19 protein-coding genes are annotated in these 15,851 nt (G+C 71.0%); 11 read left to right on the top strand and 8 right to left on the bottom strand.

The genetic code is table 11. From position 1 onward, the window contains the following. The first annotated feature begins 39 nt into the window (after positions 1-39). Positions 40-861 carry a hypothetical protein gene (locus ACFV6I_RS01890; protein WP_380423261.1) on the top strand — a complete coding sequence of 274 codons (822 nt, stop codon included), beginning with the start codon at positions 40-42 and terminating at the stop codon, positions 859-861. A gap of 45 nt (positions 862-906) precedes the next feature. On the opposite strand, the gene ybaK is transcribed toward ACFV6I_RS01890, so the two are convergent. The 3 genes from ybaK to ACFV6I_RS01875 form a co-directional block, all read right to left on the bottom strand. Further along, entirely contained in the window at positions 907-1,401 is a 495-nt protein-coding gene (ybaK, locus tag ACFV6I_RS01885; RefSeq protein WP_380423260.1) for a Cys-tRNA(Pro) deacylase, read from the bottom strand. Positions 1,402-1,499: 98 nt separating this feature from the next. Continuing rightward, complete coding sequence (locus ACFV6I_RS01880; protein WP_380423259.1) at positions 1,500-2,228, bottom strand: LON peptidase substrate-binding domain-containing protein; 729 nt, start codon at positions 2,226-2,228, stop codon at positions 1,500-1,502. Positions 2,229-2,299: 71 nt separating this feature from the next. After that, positions 2,300-3,877: an oxidoreductase gene (locus tag ACFV6I_RS01875; RefSeq protein ID WP_380423258.1), complete on the bottom strand. Its 1,578-nt coding sequence runs from the start codon at positions 3,875-3,877 to the stop codon at positions 2,300-2,302. 90 nt (positions 3,878-3,967) lie between these two features. Here ACFV6I_RS01875 and hisD point away from each other — a divergent pair, with 90 nt between their 5' ends. The 8 genes from hisD (at position 3,968) to hisF (ending at position 9,834) form a co-directional block, all read left to right on the top strand. Continuing rightward, on the top strand, positions 3,968-5,275 hold the full coding sequence (gene hisD / locus ACFV6I_RS01870) for a histidinol dehydrogenase (protein ID WP_380423257.1): 1,308 nt from the start codon (positions 3,968-3,970) through the stop codon (positions 5,273-5,275). Positions 5,276-5,337: 62 nt separating this feature from the next. Then, positions 5,338-6,438, top strand: a complete 1,101-nt coding sequence (locus ACFV6I_RS01865) for a histidinol-phosphate transaminase (protein WP_380423256.1) — start codon at positions 5,338-5,340, stop codon at positions 6,436-6,438. Positions 6,439-6,443: 5 nt separating this feature from the next. Beyond that, positions 6,444-7,037, top strand: a complete 594-nt coding sequence (hisB, locus tag ACFV6I_RS01860) for an imidazoleglycerol-phosphate dehydratase HisB (RefSeq protein WP_030239805.1) — start codon at positions 6,444-6,446, stop codon at positions 7,035-7,037. Beyond that, positions 7,034-7,186 (top strand): hypothetical protein, encoded by a 153-nt coding sequence (locus tag ACFV6I_RS01855; protein ID WP_167745856.1) that lies wholly within the window; start codon positions 7,034-7,036, stop codon positions 7,184-7,186. The genes hisB and ACFV6I_RS01855 overlap by 4 nt, the downstream gene beginning before the upstream one ends. Positions 7,187-7,258: 72 nt before the next feature. Beyond that, the gene (gene hisH, locus ACFV6I_RS01850; protein WP_063347181.1) at positions 7,259-7,894 is read left to right on the top strand and encodes an imidazole glycerol phosphate synthase subunit HisH; all 636 of its coding nucleotides are present in this window, start codon (positions 7,259-7,261) and stop codon (positions 7,892-7,894) included. Between the two features lie 19 nt (positions 7,895-7,913). Beyond that, positions 7,914-8,639: a bifunctional 1-(5-phosphoribosyl)-5-((5-phosphoribosylamino)methylideneamino)imidazole-4-carboxamide isomerase/phosphoribosylanthranilate isomerase PriA gene (priA, locus tag ACFV6I_RS01845; protein ID WP_350885736.1), complete on the top strand. Its 726-nt coding sequence runs from the start codon at positions 7,914-7,916 to the stop codon at positions 8,637-8,639. Continuing rightward, complete coding sequence (locus tag ACFV6I_RS01840; RefSeq protein WP_063347179.1) at positions 8,636-9,067, top strand: RidA family protein; 432 nt, start codon at positions 8,636-8,638, stop codon at positions 9,065-9,067. The genes priA and ACFV6I_RS01840 overlap by 4 nt, the downstream gene beginning before the upstream one ends. Further along, entirely contained in the window at positions 9,064-9,834 is a 771-nt protein-coding gene (gene hisF, locus ACFV6I_RS01835; protein WP_063347178.1) for an imidazole glycerol phosphate synthase subunit HisF, read from the top strand. The genes ACFV6I_RS01840 and hisF overlap by 4 nt, the downstream gene beginning before the upstream one ends. Before the next feature lie 92 nt (positions 9,835-9,926). On the opposite strand, the gene ACFV6I_RS01830 is transcribed toward hisF, so the two are convergent. The 5 genes from ACFV6I_RS01830 to ACFV6I_RS01810 all read right to left on the bottom strand — a co-directional run bounded on the left by ACFV6I_RS01830 (position 9,927) and on the right by ACFV6I_RS01810 (position 13,668). After that, on the bottom strand, positions 9,927-10,709 hold the full coding sequence (locus ACFV6I_RS01830) for a VOC family protein (RefSeq protein ID WP_380423255.1): 783 nt from the start codon (positions 10,707-10,709) through the stop codon (positions 9,927-9,929). Positions 10,710-10,838: 129 nt separating this feature from the next. Next, positions 10,839-11,648, bottom strand: a complete 810-nt coding sequence (locus ACFV6I_RS01825) for an aminoglycoside phosphotransferase (RefSeq protein ID WP_380423254.1) — start codon at positions 11,646-11,648, stop codon at positions 10,839-10,841. Positions 11,649-11,717: 69 nt separating this feature from the next. Further along, positions 11,718-11,852 carry a hypothetical protein gene (locus tag ACFV6I_RS01820; protein WP_363618922.1) on the bottom strand — a complete coding sequence of 45 codons (135 nt, stop codon included), beginning with the start codon at positions 11,850-11,852 and terminating at the stop codon, positions 11,718-11,720. Continuing rightward, the gene (locus ACFV6I_RS01815) at positions 11,849-12,970 is read right to left on the bottom strand and encodes a radical SAM protein (RefSeq protein ID WP_380423253.1); all 1,122 of its coding nucleotides are present in this window, start codon (positions 12,968-12,970) and stop codon (positions 11,849-11,851) included. Before ACFV6I_RS01815 ends, ACFV6I_RS01820 begins: the two co-directional genes overlap by 4 nt. Continuing rightward, on the bottom strand, positions 12,958-13,668 hold the full coding sequence (locus ACFV6I_RS01810; RefSeq protein ID WP_380423252.1) for an ATP-binding protein: 711 nt from the start codon (positions 13,666-13,668) through the stop codon (positions 12,958-12,960). The genes ACFV6I_RS01815 and ACFV6I_RS01810 overlap by 13 nt, the downstream gene beginning before the upstream one ends. 192 nt (positions 13,669-13,860) lie before the next feature. On the opposite strand from ACFV6I_RS01810, the gene ACFV6I_RS01805 reads away from it, so the two are divergent. Together ACFV6I_RS01805 and ACFV6I_RS01800 are read left to right on the top strand one after the other, a co-directional pair. Next, positions 13,861-15,213: a tetratricopeptide repeat protein gene (locus ACFV6I_RS01805; protein ID WP_380423251.1), complete on the top strand. Its 1,353-nt coding sequence runs from the start codon at positions 13,861-13,863 to the stop codon at positions 15,211-15,213. A 30-nt stretch (positions 15,214-15,243) separates the two neighbouring features. Next, on the top strand, positions 15,244-15,744 hold the full coding sequence (locus ACFV6I_RS01800; RefSeq protein WP_380423250.1) for an NUDIX domain-containing protein: 501 nt from the start codon (positions 15,244-15,246) through the stop codon (positions 15,742-15,744). Positions 15,745-15,851: the final 107 nt, after the last annotated feature.

Here is a 15,851-nt window from a genome sequence, read left to right as displayed (position 1 = left end):
GCGGCTCGTCCCGGCCGCGATCGTGAAACGATGGGGCCTGTGACCGTACCGAACACACCTCCGGACCCCACCCGCGCCGCCGCGGACGCGGTGCCGGACATCACCCCCGATCCGTACGCGCCGCCGCCCGCCCCCGACGCCGGGACCCCGCCGCCGGCCGGCCTCGCGGTCGCGCAGTCGCCGGGCCCCACGCTCAAGGAGCGGCTGCTGCCCGAGCTGCGGCTCGGCGCGGGCACGGTACTGGCCTGCATCGCGGTCGGACTGGTGATGGCAGGGCTGTGGGTCTGGCTCGCGCCCAAGGTGCCGCTGGTCGTGGACGGCGACCGCATCCTCTACGCCGACCCCGAAGGCGAACAGCGGGCGGGGGCCGACGCGGTCTTCGCCCTGATCGCGCTCGGCGCCGGCCTCCTGACCGCGCTCGGGGCCTTCCTGGCCACCCGGCAGCGCGGCGGCGGCATCGCGGTCGCGCTCGGACTGATGGTCGGCGGACTCCTCGGCTCGGTCGGCGCCTGGCGGCTCGGCCGGTGGCTCGGCCCCAGCAACGACCTGATCGCCGAAGCCCGGCGGGTCGGCAACGGCGGGCACTTCGACGCGAGCATCGACCTCGGCGCGCTGGGGGCGCTGCTGGTGTGGCCGATGGCGGCGATGGTGGTGCTGCTGGCGCTGTCGGCGGCGTTCGGCAAGCGCGAGGAGGACCCGCCGCCGTACTGGGCCGGGCCGTACGGGGCGGCTGCGCCGCAGGCCCCCGCGGACGGCGCTGTGTGGGTGGACGGCGCGGCGCGGCCGCAGGACGCCGTGCGGGCGGACGACGGTGTTCGGCCGGAGGACGCTGCACGGCCGGGGGAGCGCGGGCAGGGCTGACCGCGTAGGCCCGGGCCCACCCGCGGGTGGGCCCGGCAGTCGGGGTCAGCGAGCGATCGGTGCGGTGCGGGCGCCGGTGAGGGTGACCAGGTCGGCCGGGGAGAGTTCGACTTCCAGGCCGCGGCGCCCGCCGGAGACGTAGACGGTGGGGTGGGTGAGCGCGCTGGCGTCGACCACGGTCCGCAGCGGGCGGCGCTGGCCGAGCGGGGAGATGCCGCCGAGGACGTAGCCGCTGCTGCGCTCGGCGGCCGCCGGATCGGCCATGGCGGCGCGCTTGCCGCCGACGGCGGCGGCGAGGGCCTTGAGGTCGAGCTGCCCGGCGACCGGGACCACGCCGACGGTGAGCACGCCGTCCACGTCGGCGACCAGGGTCTTGAAGACCCGCTCGGCGGCGACGCCCAGGACCTCGGCGGCCTCGCCGCCGTAGGAGGCGGCGGCCGGGTCGTGCTCGTAGGCGTGCACGGTGAACGGGACGGCGGCGGTCTCCAGGGCGACAGTGGCGGGGGTGCCCTGCCCGCCCTTCTTCGGCTTCTTCGCCATGTGGGGCTCCTTCTTCGCCGTGCGGGTTTTCCGGATCAGCGTGCGGGCTGCCCGGGTCAGCGTGCGGGTTTTCCGGGTCGGCGTGCGGGCTTCCCGGATCAGTTGGGGCTGAACGACTGGCGGGTGAGGTCGACGGCGGGCAGCGACGGCAGCCAGCTGAGCACGGAGCTCTCGCGGCGCAGCAGGTCGAGTTCGGTGCGCAGCCGCTGGGCGGTGTCGGGGCAGGCCAGCAGTTGCTGCTTGACCGGGGTCTCGAACACCGAGGCGGCGGCGACCAGGTAGGAGAGCACCTGCGGGTCGTCCGGGAGCTCCTGGCGCCCGACCGTGCTGGCCTCGCGGGCCCCGGCGAGGCGCTTCTGGTAGACCCGGAAGGCTCGCTCGACCTCGGCGGCGAGGGCGCCGGAGCCTTCGCCGGGCTGTTCCTCGACGAGTTCGGCCTCGCCGGTCAGGTACGGGCCGGAGACGTCCGCCGAGCGGAGCCGGAACCGGGTGGTGCCGGTGACCAGCAGCTCGTAGCGGCCGTCCGGCTGCTCCTGGACGGAGGCGACGTCGGCGACGCAGCCGATGTGGAACATCGCCTCCAGGGGGTCCCCGGTGGCGGTGCCGAGGCCGTCGAGCGGCCCGGCCGGGCCCTCGTCGGGGCGGACCGGGGAGACCTCGCGGCCGTCCTTGATGGCGAGCACGCCGAAGCGGCGCGGCGTGTCGGCCGGTAGTTGGAGCAGGTCGGCGACGAGACGGCGGTAACGCTCCTCGAAGACGTTCAGGGGCAGCACGAGGCCCGGGTAGAGCACGTTGTTCAGCGGGAAGAGCGGGAGCCGTTCTGTCACGGCGGACAGCGTAGTTCCCCGCGCGGTCGCGGCGCGTCGGGGTTGCGCCCGAGGGCGGCCCGCCGGGGCGGTCAGCCCCGTTGCAGCATGCGGGTGGCGCCGGCCACGACGGTGGTGGCGAGCAGCCAGCCGACGATCACCAGCCCGGCGGTGACGTACTGGCTGAGGCCCCCGGGGTTCCAGCCCTGCTGGCCGAGCTCGACGACCGGGACCAGCTGGCTGAGCGTGTACAGCACCGGGTTCCAGTGCGGGTGCTCGTCGGCCTTCAGCGGCTCCAGCGGATGGGTGGCGAACCAGACGCTGCCCAGCGCCCAGGCGAGCAGCAGCCACAGGCCGGCCCGGCCGGGGCGGTAGCCGTAGCCGACGGTGGCGTCCTGGACCCGGCCCCAGATCCGGGCGGGCAGCGGGAGGGTCCGGTGGCGGCGGCGCTGCTTGGCGTACAGCACCTCGCGGGCGTCGTCGTCGGCGCCGTCGCGGCGCAGGGCGGCGGCGAGCTGCTCGTAGGACTCGGGCTGGAAGTCCACCGCGGAGCCCTCCAGCCAGGCGATCCGCTGCTGGACGCTGAAGGGCCCGACCGGGCGCAGCACCTCGTAGACGAAGCCGGTCAGGCCCAGGTGGCGCCCGCGCGGCCAGGCGTCCGGGGTGTCGACGAGGTTGCCGACCCGGGCGCGGGAGAGCGAGACGGTGCCGGTGGGGCGGACCCGGCAGGTGAACCGCAGCTCGGGGGTGTGGATGCGGCGCAGCGAGAGCTCGTCGTCACCCTCCAGGTGGAACTCGCCGGAGATCAGGCAGGCGCTCTCGAAGCGGGCGTCGGAGAGCCGGACCCGGCCGAAGGCGCGGAACGGGGTGCTGGGGGCGCCGGGCGGCGGGTTCTGGCCGTAGCCGGAGCCGTAGTAGCTGCGGGAGCCGAACCAGCCGCCGTCGGCGGAGCTGGTCAGGTAGAGGGTGTGGCCGACGGTGAGCCGGACGGCGTTGAGGCAGGTGCGGTTCTGCGGGACGGCGTGCAGCTGGGCGCCGCGCAGCGACAGCCGGCCGCCTATCCGGGCCGTGCGCAGGCTCAACTCGCCCTGCACATCGACGCGTTCGGCCTCGAAATCCTGGTGGACGGCCAGGCCGTCGGCGGACAGCGCGCGGCCGTAGCGGTCGCCGCCCAGGATGGTCTGGTTGAGCAGCAGGTCGGTGCCGACCTTGGCGTCGGTGAGCCGTACGCCCTCGGGTATCCGGCAGCGGGCCAGATGGAGGTCGCCGGTGGTGGTGAGCCGGGAGGCCTCCAGGCGGGGGATCAGGCAGGTGACGAAGCGCAGCGTCGAGGCCGAGGCCTCCGAGATGAGGATCTTGCGCTCGAAACGGCACTCGCGGAGCTCGACGTAGTGGCCGATGGCGCCGCCGGCCAGGTTGAGCGCGCCGGTGACCAGCACGCCGTTGAGCCGCAGCGAAGCGACCCGCCCGGTGGCGGCGGCCGGGCCGGCCAGCAGCAGATGGGCGAGCACCCTGGCCCGGACGGTGCGGCCGGGGCCCCAGACGGCGTCCCCGAACGGGTCGTCGGTGGCGGCGTCGCCACTCCGCCGGTCGAAGACGTTGCCGCGACGGAAGGCCTCCCAGAGCTCACGCTCCGTATCGGTCCAGCCCTCCGGAGCGTGCTCCAGCATGGTTTTCCCCGTCCCCCGGTCGTCTCGCCTTTCGTATCACGGACTGAAATGCGGGACCAGGGGTTCCGGCCACTCCTTACACTGGGTGGCGTGATCTCTCGAATCGACCTCCGCGGCTCGCTGGACGACCCGCGTGACCTGCTGCCCCGTGCCGAGTTCGACGTGGCGGCCGCCCTGGAGAAGGTGCGGCCGATCGCCGAGGACGTACGCCATCGCGGGGTCGCGGCCGTGATCGAGATCACCGAGCGCTTCGACGGCGTCCGGCTGGAGTCGACCCGTGTCCCGGCCGAGCAGCTGACCGAGGCCCTGGAGACGCTGGACCCGAAGGTGCGGGCCGCGCTGGAGGAGTCGATCCGCCGGGCCCGCGCCGTGCACGCCGACCAGCGCCGCACCGAGCACACCACCCGGGTGGTGCCGGGCGGCACCGTCACCCAGCGCTGGGTGCCCGTGGAGCGCGTCGGCCTGTACGTGCCGGGCGGGCTGGCCGTCTACCCGTCCTCCGTGGTGATGAACGTGGTGCCGGCCCAGGAGGCGGGCGTCCAGGGCATCGCCGTGACGTCCCCGCCGCAGAAGGAGTTCGACGGCCGCGTCCACCCGACCATCCTGGCGGCCTGCGCGCTGCTCGGCGTGGACGAGGTGTACTCCGTCGGCGGCGCCCAGGCCGTGGCGATGTTCGCGCTGGGCACCGAGGAGTGCGCGCCGGTCAACATGGTCACCGGCCCCGGCAACATCTACGTGGCCGCCGCCAAGCGCTTCTTCGCCGGTCGGATCGGCATCGACTCGGAGGCCGGCCCGACCGAGATCGCCGTCCTCGCCGACGACGGCGCGCTGCCCTCCGACGTGGCCGCCGACCTGATCAGCCAGGCCGAGCACGGCCCGACCTCCGGCTCGGTGCTCGTCACCGACTCGCCGGCGCTGGCCGACGCGGTCGAGGCGGAACTCGCCGTACAGGTCGCCAGGACCAAGCACAGCGAGCGGGTCGCCGAGGCGCTGGGCGGCCGGCAGTCCGGGATCATCCTGGTCGACGACCTGGAGCAGGGCCTCGCCGTGGTCAACGCCTACGCGGCCGAGCACCTGGAGATCCAGACCCGGGACCCGCACGCGGCGGCCGCCAAGGTCGTCAACGCGGGCGCCGTCTTCATCGGCCGCTGGACCCCGGTCTCGCTGGGCGACTACGCGGCCGGCTCCAACCACGTGCTGCCCACCGGCGGCTGCGCCTGCCACTCCTCCGGCCTGTCCGTGCAGACCTTCCTGCGCGGCGTCCAGGTCGTCGAGTACGACCGGGACGCGCTCGCCGACGTCGCCGCGCACGTGGTCAACCTCGCCAACGCCGAGGACCTGCCCGGGCACGGCGACGCGATCAAGGCGCGCTTCGACTGGACGGTGCCGGGATCGTGACTGCTGTTACTTCTTCTGTGACTCCTGTGACTCCTGTTACTTCTGAGGCTGGTGCGACTCGGGTGACTCGGATCGACGACCTCCCCATCCGCGACGAGCTGCGCGGCCAGTCCCCGTACGGCGCGCCGCAGCTGGACGTGCCCGTCCAGCTGAACACCAACGAGAACCCGTACCCGCTCCCCGAGGAGCTGGTCGCCCGGATCGCCGAACGCGTCGCCGAGGCCGCCCGCAACCTCAACCGCTACCCCGACCGGGACGCCGTCGAACTGCGCGAAGGCCTCGCCGCGTACCTCGGCCGGACCACCGGCTTCGCCGTCACCCGGCAGCAGGTCTGGGCCGCCAACGGCTCCAACGAGGTGCTCCAGCAGCTGCTGCAGACCTTCGGCGGCCCCGGCCGCAGCGCGCTCGGCTTCGAGCCCTCCTACTCGATGCACGCGCTGATCTCCCGGGGCACCGGCACCGAGTGGATCTCCGGCCCGCGCAACGACGACTTCACCATCGACCTGGACGCCGCCCTCGGCGCGATCGCCGAGCACCGGCCGAACGTGGTCTTCATCTGCTCGCCGAACAACCCGACCGGCACCGCCGTCGCTGCCGACACCGTGCTGCGGCTGTACGAGGCCGCGCAGGCCGCCGGGCCCAGCCTGGTCGTCGTCGACGAGGCGTACGTCGAGTTCTCGCACCGGGCCTCGCTGCTGCCGCTCATCGAGGGCCGCCCCAACCTGGTGGTCTCCCGCACCATGTCCAAGGCCTTCGGCGCGGCCGGGCTGCGCCTGGGCTACCTGGCCGCCGACCCGGCCGTGGTGGACGCGGTGCAGCTGGTCCGCCTGCCGTACCACCTGTCGTCCGTCACCCAGGCCACCGCGCTGGCCTGCCTGGAGCACACCGACACCCTGCTCGGGTACGTCGGCCGGCTCAAGGCGGAGTGCGACCGGCTGGTCGACGCGCTGCGCGGGCTCGGCCTGGAGGTCACCGACTCGGACGCCAACTTCGTCCAGTTCGGCCGCTTCGCCGACACCCACGCCGTCTGGCAGGCCATCCTCGACCAGGGCGTCCTGGTCCGTGACAACGGCGTCCCCGGGTGGCTGCGCGTCACCGCCGGCACGCCCGCAGAGAACGACGCCTTCCTGGACGCCGTTCGAACAGTGATCAAGGAGCTGTAACCCGTATGTCCCGCATCGGACGCGTCGAACGCACCACCAAGGAGACCGCGGTCCTGGTCGAGATCGACCTCGACGGCACCGGGAAGACCGACATCTCCACGGGCGTCGGGTTCTACGACCACATGCTCGACCAGCTCGGCCGCCACGGTCTCTTCGACCTCACCGTCAAGACCGACGGCGACCTGCACATCGACACCCACCACACCATCGAGGACACCGCCCTCGCGCTCGGCGCCGCCTTCAAGCAGGCGCTCGGCGACAAGGTCGGCATCTACCGCTTCGGCAACTGCACGGTGCCGCTGGACGAGTCGCTCGCCCAGGTCACCGTGGACCTCTCCGGCCGGCCGTACCTGGTGCACACCGAGCCCGAGCACATGGCGCCGATGATCGGCTCGTACGACACCACGATGACCCGGCACATCCTGGAGTCCTTCGTGGCCCAGGCACAGATCGCCCTGCACGTCCACGTGCCGTACGGGCGCAACGCCCACCACATCGTGGAATGCCAGTTCAAGGCGCTCGCCCGAGCCCTGCGCTACGCCGCCGAGCGCGACCCGCGCGCGGCCGGAATCCTCCCCTCGACCAAGGGTGCACTGTGAGCAAGGCGACCCTCGCCCTCATCTTCGTCGGCCTCTTCCTGGCCGGCGGCGTGATCTCGTTCTGGAAGCAGAAGCTGCCCAAGGGCGTCATCCTGGTGCTCGCGTTCGGCTCGGTCATGTGCCTGGCCTCCGGCATCATGCGCCTCTAGCCGCATGGACGCCGGATACATGGGCTCTGGACACGTGAGCTCCGGACACGTAGAGAGACTGGACACCTGAACATGGGCAAGAACGTCGTCGTCCTCGACTACGGGTCGGGCAACCTCCGCTCCGCGCAGCGCGCGCTCGAACGGACCGGGGCGGACGTCACCGTCACCTCCGACTACGACACCGCGATGAACGCGGACGGCCTGCTCGTCCCCGGCGTCGGCGCCTTCGAGGCCTGCATGCGCGGCCTGAAGTCCGTCCGGGGCGACTGGATCATCGGCCGCCGGCTCGCCGGGGGCCGCCCCGTCATGGGCATCTGCGTCGGCATGCAGATCCTCTTCGAGAAGGGGGTCGAGCACGGCGTGGAGACGGCCGGCTGCGACGAGTGGCCCGGCGTCGTCGAGCCGCTGGACGCCCCCGTCATCCCGCACATGGGCTGGAACACCGTCGACGTGCCCGAGGGCAGCCGGATGTTCGCCGGCCTCGACCCGCAGAGCCGCTTCTACTTCGTGCACTCCTACGGTGTGCGGCACTGGGAGCTGGAGACCCACAGCGCACGGATCCACGCCCCGCTCGTCACCTGGGCCACCCACGGGCAGCCCTTCGTCGCCGCCATCGAGAACGGCCCGCTCTGGGCCACCCAGTTCCACCCCGAGAAGTCCGGCGACGCCGGCGCCGCCCTCCTGACCAACTGGGTCAACACCCTCTGAGCTTGGAAGAGTTGTGACTATGAGCCGCCTCGAACTGCTTCCCGCCGTCGACGTCCGGGACGGCCAGGCCGTCCGCCTGGTCAAGGGCGCGTCCGGCACCGAGACCTCCTTCGGCGAACCGCTCGCCGCCGCCCTCGCCTGGCAGAACGCCGGCGCCGAGTGGCTGCACCTGGTCGACCTCGACGCCGCCTTCGGCACCGGCACCAACTACGAGCTGCTGCGCGAGGTCACCGGCCGCCTCGACATCAAGGTCGAGCTGTCCGGCGGCATCCGCGACGACGAGTCGCTCGCCAACGCGCTCGCCACCGGCTGCACCCGGGTCAACCTCGGCACCGCCGCCCTGGAAGCCCCCGAGTGGGTCGCCAAGGCCATCGCCGAGCACGGCGACAAGATCGCCGTCGGCCTGGACGTCGTCGGCACCACCCTGCGCGGCCGCGGCTGGACCCGCGACGGCGGCCAGCTCTTCGAGGTGCTGGAGCGGCTCAACCAGGAGGGCTGCGCCCGCTACGTCGTCACCGACGTCAACCGGGACGGCACCCTGACCGGCCCCAACCTGCAGCTGCTGCGCGACGTCTGCGCCGCCACCGACCGCCCCGTCGTCGCCTCCGGCGGCGTCTCCTCGCTCGACGACCTGCGCGCCATCGCCGGCCTGGTCGGTGCGGGTGTCGAGGGCGCCATCGTGGGCAAGGCACTCTACGAGCAGAAGTTCACCCTCGAAGAGGCCCTGGAGGCGGTTTCAGGATGACGGAACGTCGGATCGTACGTGGCAGGGTCGGCGGATTCTCCCCCTGGGAGGACCAGTTCGGCTACTCGCGGGCGGTCGCCGCGGGAGACCACGTGCACGTGGCCGGCTCCACCGCCTGGGTGGACGGCCGGATCGAGCACGAGGGAGACCCCTACCGGCAGACCCTCGCCGCGTTCGGCGTCGGGCTCAACGCCCTCGCCGCGTACGGTCTGACGGCGGACGACGTGGTCCGCACCCGGATGTACATCACCCACGTCCGCGACGCCGACGAGGTGGGCCGCGCCCACCACCAACTCTTCGACGCCGCCCGCCCGGTGGCCACCATGGTGGTGGTCGACGGGCTGATCGACTCCCGGATGATGGTCGAGATCGAGCTCGACGCCTATCGATCCGGGCTGGCAAAGACCCTGGAAGGCAAACAGCCGTGACCCTCGCCGTACGTGTCATCCCCTGCCTGGACGTCGACGCCGGGCGGGTGGTCAAGGGCGTCAACTTCCAGAACCTGCGCGACGCCGGCGACCCGGTCGAGATGGCCAAGCTCTACGACGCCGAGGGCGCCGACGAGTTGACCTTCCTCGACATCACCGCCTCCTCCGGCGACCGGGAAACCACCTACGACGTGGTCCGCCGCACCGCCGAACAGGTCTTCATCCCGCTCACCGTCGGCGGCGGCATCCGCGCCGTCGAGGACGTCGACAAGCTGCTGCGGGCCGGCGCCGACAAGGTCGGCGTCAACACCGCCGCCATCGCCAGGCCGGAACTGGTCCGCGAGATCGCCCAGCGGTTCGGGCGGCAGGTCCTGGTGCTGTCCGTCGATGCCCGGCGCTGCCCCCCCGGCACCGAGACCGCGTCCGGCTACGAGGTCACCACCCACGGCGGGCGCAAGGGCACCGGCCTCGACGCCGTCGAATGGGCCGGGCGCGCGGCCGAACTCGGCGCCGGCGAGATCCTGCTCAACTCGATGGACGCCGACGGCACCAAGGACGGCTACGACCTGGAGATGATCCGGGCCGTCCGCAAGACCGTCTCCGTGCCCGTCATCGCCTCCGGCGGCGCCGGCAAGCTCGCCGACTTCGCGCCGGCCGTCGAGGCGGGTGCGGACGCGGTGCTCGCCGCGAGCGTCTTCCACTTCGGGGACCTGCGGATCGGGCAGGTCAAGGACGCGCTGCGGGAGGCCGGGCACCCGGTGCGGTGACCGGCCGTACGGCTTGAGGGCCCGCTGTTCCGGCTTCGGAACGGCGGGCCCTCCCGCGTTCTCAGGCCTTGCGCGTTCTCAGGCCTTCTGTCTCAGGCCTGCGGCGGCTCGCCCTTGATCAGCGCGAACGGCGTACCGTGCGGGTCCGCCAGCCAGGCCAGCCGACCGACGTTCGGCACGGTCTCGGCGGGCATCAGCACCGAGCCGCCGGCCGCCGTCGCCTTCGCGATCACCGCGTCCACGTCGTCGGCGGCGAAGTACGGCGTCCAGGCGGAGGGCTGGCCCGGCTGCATCGTCGGGGCGATGCCGCCGAAGGCCGTGGCCTGCTGGTCGCCCTCGGAAGTCGAGATCACCCGGTAGTCCATGCCCGGAGCCGGCTCGAACTTCTCCACCCGCCAGCCGAACAGCGCCTGGTAGAAGCCGACCCCGGCGCTCTGGTCCGAAGTGTGGAGCTCGGACCAGACCAGCGCGCCGTCCTCCGACACGGCCTCCAGACCGGCGGTCTTGCCCGGCTGCCAGACCGCGAACCTGGCCCCCTGCGGGTCGGCGAACTGGGCGAACCACCCCTCGCCCATGACGTCCATCGGCGGCACCAGCACCGAGCCGCCGCCCTGCTCGGCGGCCTTCGCCGTGGCATGCACGTCGGCGGCATGGAAGTACGTCGTCCAGATCGGCTGGTCACCCTCGTCGAGCGGGCCGACCGCGCCGACCGTCCTGCCGTCCAACTGGAAGAAGCCGTAGCCGCCCGCCTCCGGGCCGCCGGACCGGAACGTCCAGCCGAACACCTTGCCGTAGAACTCGGCCGTGGCGGGGATGTCCGGGCTGCCGAGGTCGATCCAGCAGGGCGCGCCGGTCGGAAAGTCGGTGGTGAGCATGAGGTGGTGCCCCTTCGACGGAAGACGTGACCAGGCCGGTTCCGTCAGGCGCGCGCACGCACCCTCCCCGACCCTCTGCGAGTCTGCACCCACCCACTGACATCCGCAGCCGGGGAGCGGCCGGAGACCTCAGCCGCGCCCCCGGAAACGGGCCCACTGCTGAGCCGCCCGGTTCAGCCCGGCAGTCCACGGGTCCGGATCGTCTCCGGCGATCTCCGCCCACATCCGGGCCTGAGCCCGCGCGAAGACGTCCACCACGGTCGGGTCGCCGGTCTGCCAGGCCGGGACCCTGGCGGCCCACGCTTCCGCCGCAGCCGGGCTGTGGCCGCCCGCAGCGATCAACCAGACCACCCACAGGGCCGGGTCGATCCAGGGCGCTCCCCGGGTGGCCCACGCCCAGTCGACCAGAAGCGCACGGTCTTCGCGGATCAGGACGTTCTCGTTATTCAGGTCCGTGTGCAGCAGGTGGTTGCCGCCGAACCGGGACAGCACCTCGAGGTCGTCCACGTAGGCGGCCCATCGCTGCTCGGCACGGCGCAGCTCGATCGGGGGGCACGGGGTACTGCCGAGCCGGCTGAGGGTGTCGACCATCAGCTCCAGGTCCCTGGCTTCGCTGTAGTCGGCGTGGCGGGCTTCGACGTGCTCGAACGCGATGAGGCTCCAGCCGTCGACGTCCAGGTGCCAGAGGACGGTGGGGGCAAGGCCTTCCACGTAGCGGTTGACCTCCCTCTCACGTCGCTGCGTCCACACGCGTGGGTGACTCAGCTGCATCCCCTTGACGAAGACGGCGCCCCTGGCGGTGCTGAGTCTGGCGGCGATCTCGGAGTTGAAACCGGCCGAGACGGTCTGCGCGGCAAGGACCGGCGTCCCGAGGCGGGCGGCGACAGCCCGGTGCACGGAGCCGGGCAGGTCTGCCCAGTGAAGGCGGGTGGTGTTCACGGCTCACAGGCTCCCAGAGGCACCCCGGAGGCCGACGGCACCGCAGCCGTCGGCCTCTGGGGTTGCGCCCTACCGGTACGGGTTGTCGTCGTTGCACCCGGGGAGGGCGTCCGCGCCGAAGTCCTCCATGTCGTCGATGAACCCCAGCGTCTCGTCGTCGTCCTCGCGCCGGGTGGTGGTGATCTCGACCATGACAGCGGTCATGCTGTGCTTCCTTTCTGTCCGTGCTGGCAGTAGGTGTTCAGTGGTGCCTTCGCCTCCTGGTAGCGCTTGGCCAGAGGTCGGCAGACCGAGCAGTCGGCGGAGAGCTGGCAGCCGGAGCAGCCACCGGTGCGAAGCATGAGGCGGTCGGCGATTCCGCCGAGCCGGGCGAGGCCTTGGACGCCCTCGGCCATGAGATCGATCTGCTCATCGCGGCCGACCTTGCAGATCGAGGCCCTTCCGTGCGGGTCGACGTGGAGGAACGTGTGTCCCGCGTTGCAGCCCGTGAACCGTTCGAGCGGCCTCAGATGAGCGGGCGACTGGGATGCAAGCGATTCGGCGCCGCCGTAGATCGTCGGCGACATGTGGGTGTACTCCTTGCAGGGGAGCCCGAGTTCGTCCGCCATCCCATGCATCCGGGAGAGCTCGTGCGCGTTCTGCGCGGTGACGATCAACGCCAGTTGCAGGGGAAGGCCGGCCGTGATTCCGGCGGCCAGTCCGCGCGTGACCCGTTTGAAGGCGCCTCGACGTCGGGTGAACGAGTCGTACGTCTCTGCGGTCGCGCCGTAGAGGGAGACCGTGACCCTGTACGGCCTGCTGGCGGCGAGCGCTTCCAGGGCTGCGGGGCTCGACAGTCGCGTGCCGTTCGTCAGGACCTCGACCATCATTCCCAGATCGTGCGCGAGCCGGCACGAAGCCGCGAAGTGGGGGTCGATCAGCGCCTCGCCCCCCGTGATCTGGAGCCAGAGGATCCCGGCGTCCCGCAGGGTCAGCAGCAGACGGCGCTTGCCCTTTTCGTCCAGGCCGGCGAATCGCTTCTCTCCGAGGTAGCAGTGCTCACAGTCCAGGTCGCAGCCGAGGTTGATCTCCCAGCTCGCACGGCTGTGCCCGTACACCGGGGCGTCGCGGACCAGGACGGCTTCACTCGTCGGCCGGATCGCCAGTTCGGCGCCCCAGCGGGTACGGGCGGCGTGCGCGAGCCAGAATGGGAGGTTGGCCTCGGAGTCGTGGGAATGCTCCAGCTCCCGGAACCGTCGTTCGGGCAGCTCGATGCCCTCCAGCCGGCCCGGTCGCAGCACAACGAAGCTCTTGAGGAACGGACTTGCGATCAGGCTGTGCACTTCTCCTCCTCGACCGTCAGGGTGCCTGAGTGGCGCAGCTGGGACTCGGCGGCCGACTTGGTGTAGAAGCGCCTGATCCGGTCCGAGGAACCCGGAACGCGCACGTACTCGTGCTGTTCGCGGTCGTAGATCCCCCAGCACTCCAGCAGGAAGAAGTGGGGGCTTCGGGAGTCGATCAGGCGGATCTCGTAACGAGGCGAGGCGGAAGGAGCGCTCACCGCGACTTCCGGCTGGGCGTGAGCATGAGTCGCGATGGCTGGTGCGGCGAGCCGCGAGTCCCCCGTCGCGAGTTGGTCGGGTGCCGCCTCGAACCAGACCACCTTGCCCTCCTCCGCCGGGTACCAGCCCCAGGAGTGGGTCAGCGCCTCCACCAGGAGCAGGCCGCGGCCGCCGGTGGCCATGTCGCCCGCCGCGCTCCTCACCGGCGGCTGCGGACTCCTGTCCGCGACCTCGACCCGGAGACGGACCCCAGTCCACCGGACCGTGACGCGGCAGCGCTTTCCGGTGTGCTCAACGGCGTTGGTGATCAACTCGGCGGTGCACAACTCCACATCGCGCAGCGACTTCTCGGAGAGGAGTTCCGGCCAGGACCGAGCCGCACGCATCACCCACAGCCGGGCGGATCTCACCGCAGCCGTGGTCGGTTGCACCTTCTGGGACTTCGGCATCGGGAGCACAACGCAGTCGTCGGTGTTCATCAGCCCTCCCGGACTGGGGCGTTGATCGGTGCGGCGATGAGCAACCGCACTGTGGTTCGACCTTCAGAGCGACAGGACTCAGAGGCCCTGGCAGGCTCGAATCCAGTGAACCGGCCCAACAGCACGATCGGTATACCTGTCGACACGTAGAGTGGTTTACGCGGTTTACAGCCCGACCTCAGGGGATCGATCGTGGCCACACGCAGGGAACCCAATCACCGCCTCAGGGAGACGATTTCAGCGGGCGGATGGACCTATGAGGCGTTAGCCCGTGCTGTGCGGTGCATCGGTGCGGAGAACGGTGAGATGCTCCTCACCAACAAGTCCGCCGTGGCCCACTGGATCAACGGCGCGCAGCCGGCGGGGCAAGTCGGCCAATACATCGCCGAGGCGCTCTCCCGCCGCTCCGGGCGCCGGGTCACCCTTGCCGAACTCGGCTTCGCCACCCCGGAAGAGTCCTTGGCGGTGAGTAGTGATCCGGTCGAGGCGGTTGCCAATCTCGGTCGTGCAGACGTCGAGCGCCGCACCTTTCTGGCCGTCGCCGCATTCACAACTGCCGGTGTAGCCATGCCGTTGCTCTACGATCCTGAGCCGATTTCGCGCCTGATGAGGGCCCGGACCGGCTTGGCCCGCATCGGTGTTGAAGAAGTTGAGGTCGTTCGGCAGATCACTGCCGTGTTCAGCGCGGCAGACGAACGACTCGGCGGCGGGCACGGGCTGACCACCGTGACCGCTTACCTGGCCGACACTGCAGCCCCGATGCTCAACGGCCGCTTCCCCAACGAAAGCACGCGGCGGCACGCCTTCGGAGCCGTGGCCGAACTTGCCTACCTTGCTGGATGGAAACACCACGACCTCGGCCAAGAAGGCGCTGCCCAGCGCTACTACCAGGTCGGTTACCAACTCGCTGTGGAGTCGGACCCCCATGGTCACGCCGGATGGATGATGCGGACCCTGGCCCATCAGGCGCTCAGTCTCAAGCAGCCCCACCACTGTGCGGCGCTGATCGAGAATGCACTCGCTCGGAGCGTTGGTCGGGTGGATGGAAGGACCGAGGCGCTTCTTCACATCACTCACGCTCGTGCTTTCGCCGCCACCCGTGACAAGTCCTCCGCAGCCAAGGCGCTCCTCGCCGCGGAGAACGCCCTCGTTCGAGATGGCGACCCTCAGCCCAGTTTCTCATTCGTCAGCGGCCCTGCGGTCGGTACTGTCGCCAGCCACACTGCTCGAACCCTCACCGACCTCGGGGACCACGCAGGAACCGAACAGCAGCACCGTGCCGCGCTGATTCGTTGGGATGCCGAGAAGTACAAGCGGGTTCACGCCCTCACCTACGCAGATCTGGGTGACAGCTTGGCTGTTCAAGCCCGAGCGGACGAGGCGGTCGCAGCCTGGGGGCGTGCGCTCGACCTCATGGCCGGCATGACCTCGGACCGGACGAGAAAGGCGATTTCCTCAATCCGCCCGTGCTTGGCGATCTACCGTAGACGTGGTGTTCCTGGAGCCGTAGATCTGGAACGCCGGACACGCGAGGCACTGACATGACAGCCGTACCGCAGGAAGGACCCGACCGACGTGGCTCAGCCGACCGCCGATCAGATGACTGCTCTCAATCCCGCTACGGAGTCGATGACTCTGCTGGTCGCCGCCGTCATCGTCCATGACCTTGAAGCTCAACGTGTCGTTCTGCTTCGGCGGGGGCCCAGGGCCAAGTTCGCGCAGGGCCTGTGGGATCTGCCGGTCGGCAAGAGCGAACCAGGCGAGCCGATCACGGAGACGGCGGTTCGCGAGCTCAGGGAGGAGACCGGGCTCGTCGTTGCTCCCGAGGACTTGCAACTTGTCCACGTCATCCATGGTGCTCGCGGCGTCGAGGCTCCCAACGGCTTCCTGACCGTCGTTTTCGCGGCTCACCGGTGGTCCGGTGAGCTCGCGAACGGGGAACCCGCCAAGCACTCGGACGTTGCGTGGGTCGGCGTCGGTGCCGTACCGGAGGAATTCGTCTCCACTACCAGGGGCGCTCTGATCAGCTATCTCACCGATGGCCCGAGCGTCTCTCTCGACTCGTGGCGGAGCTGATTGTCGACCGGGAGTTTTCGAGCTCCTCCCATTTCTATCGGTCTTGGGTCGTCGAGGGGGGGGGGGGGCGGGGGTGGGGGGGGGGGGGGAGAGGGTTGTTATGTTTT

Origin of the sequence: Kitasatospora sp. NPDC059803, assembly GCF_042732255.1 — a bacterium.
GTDB lineage: Bacteria > Actinomycetota > Actinomycetes > Streptomycetales > Streptomycetaceae > Kitasatospora.
Note: the sequence above shows the minus strand (reverse complement) of the source record. Positions and strands in the feature narration are given on the sequence as shown.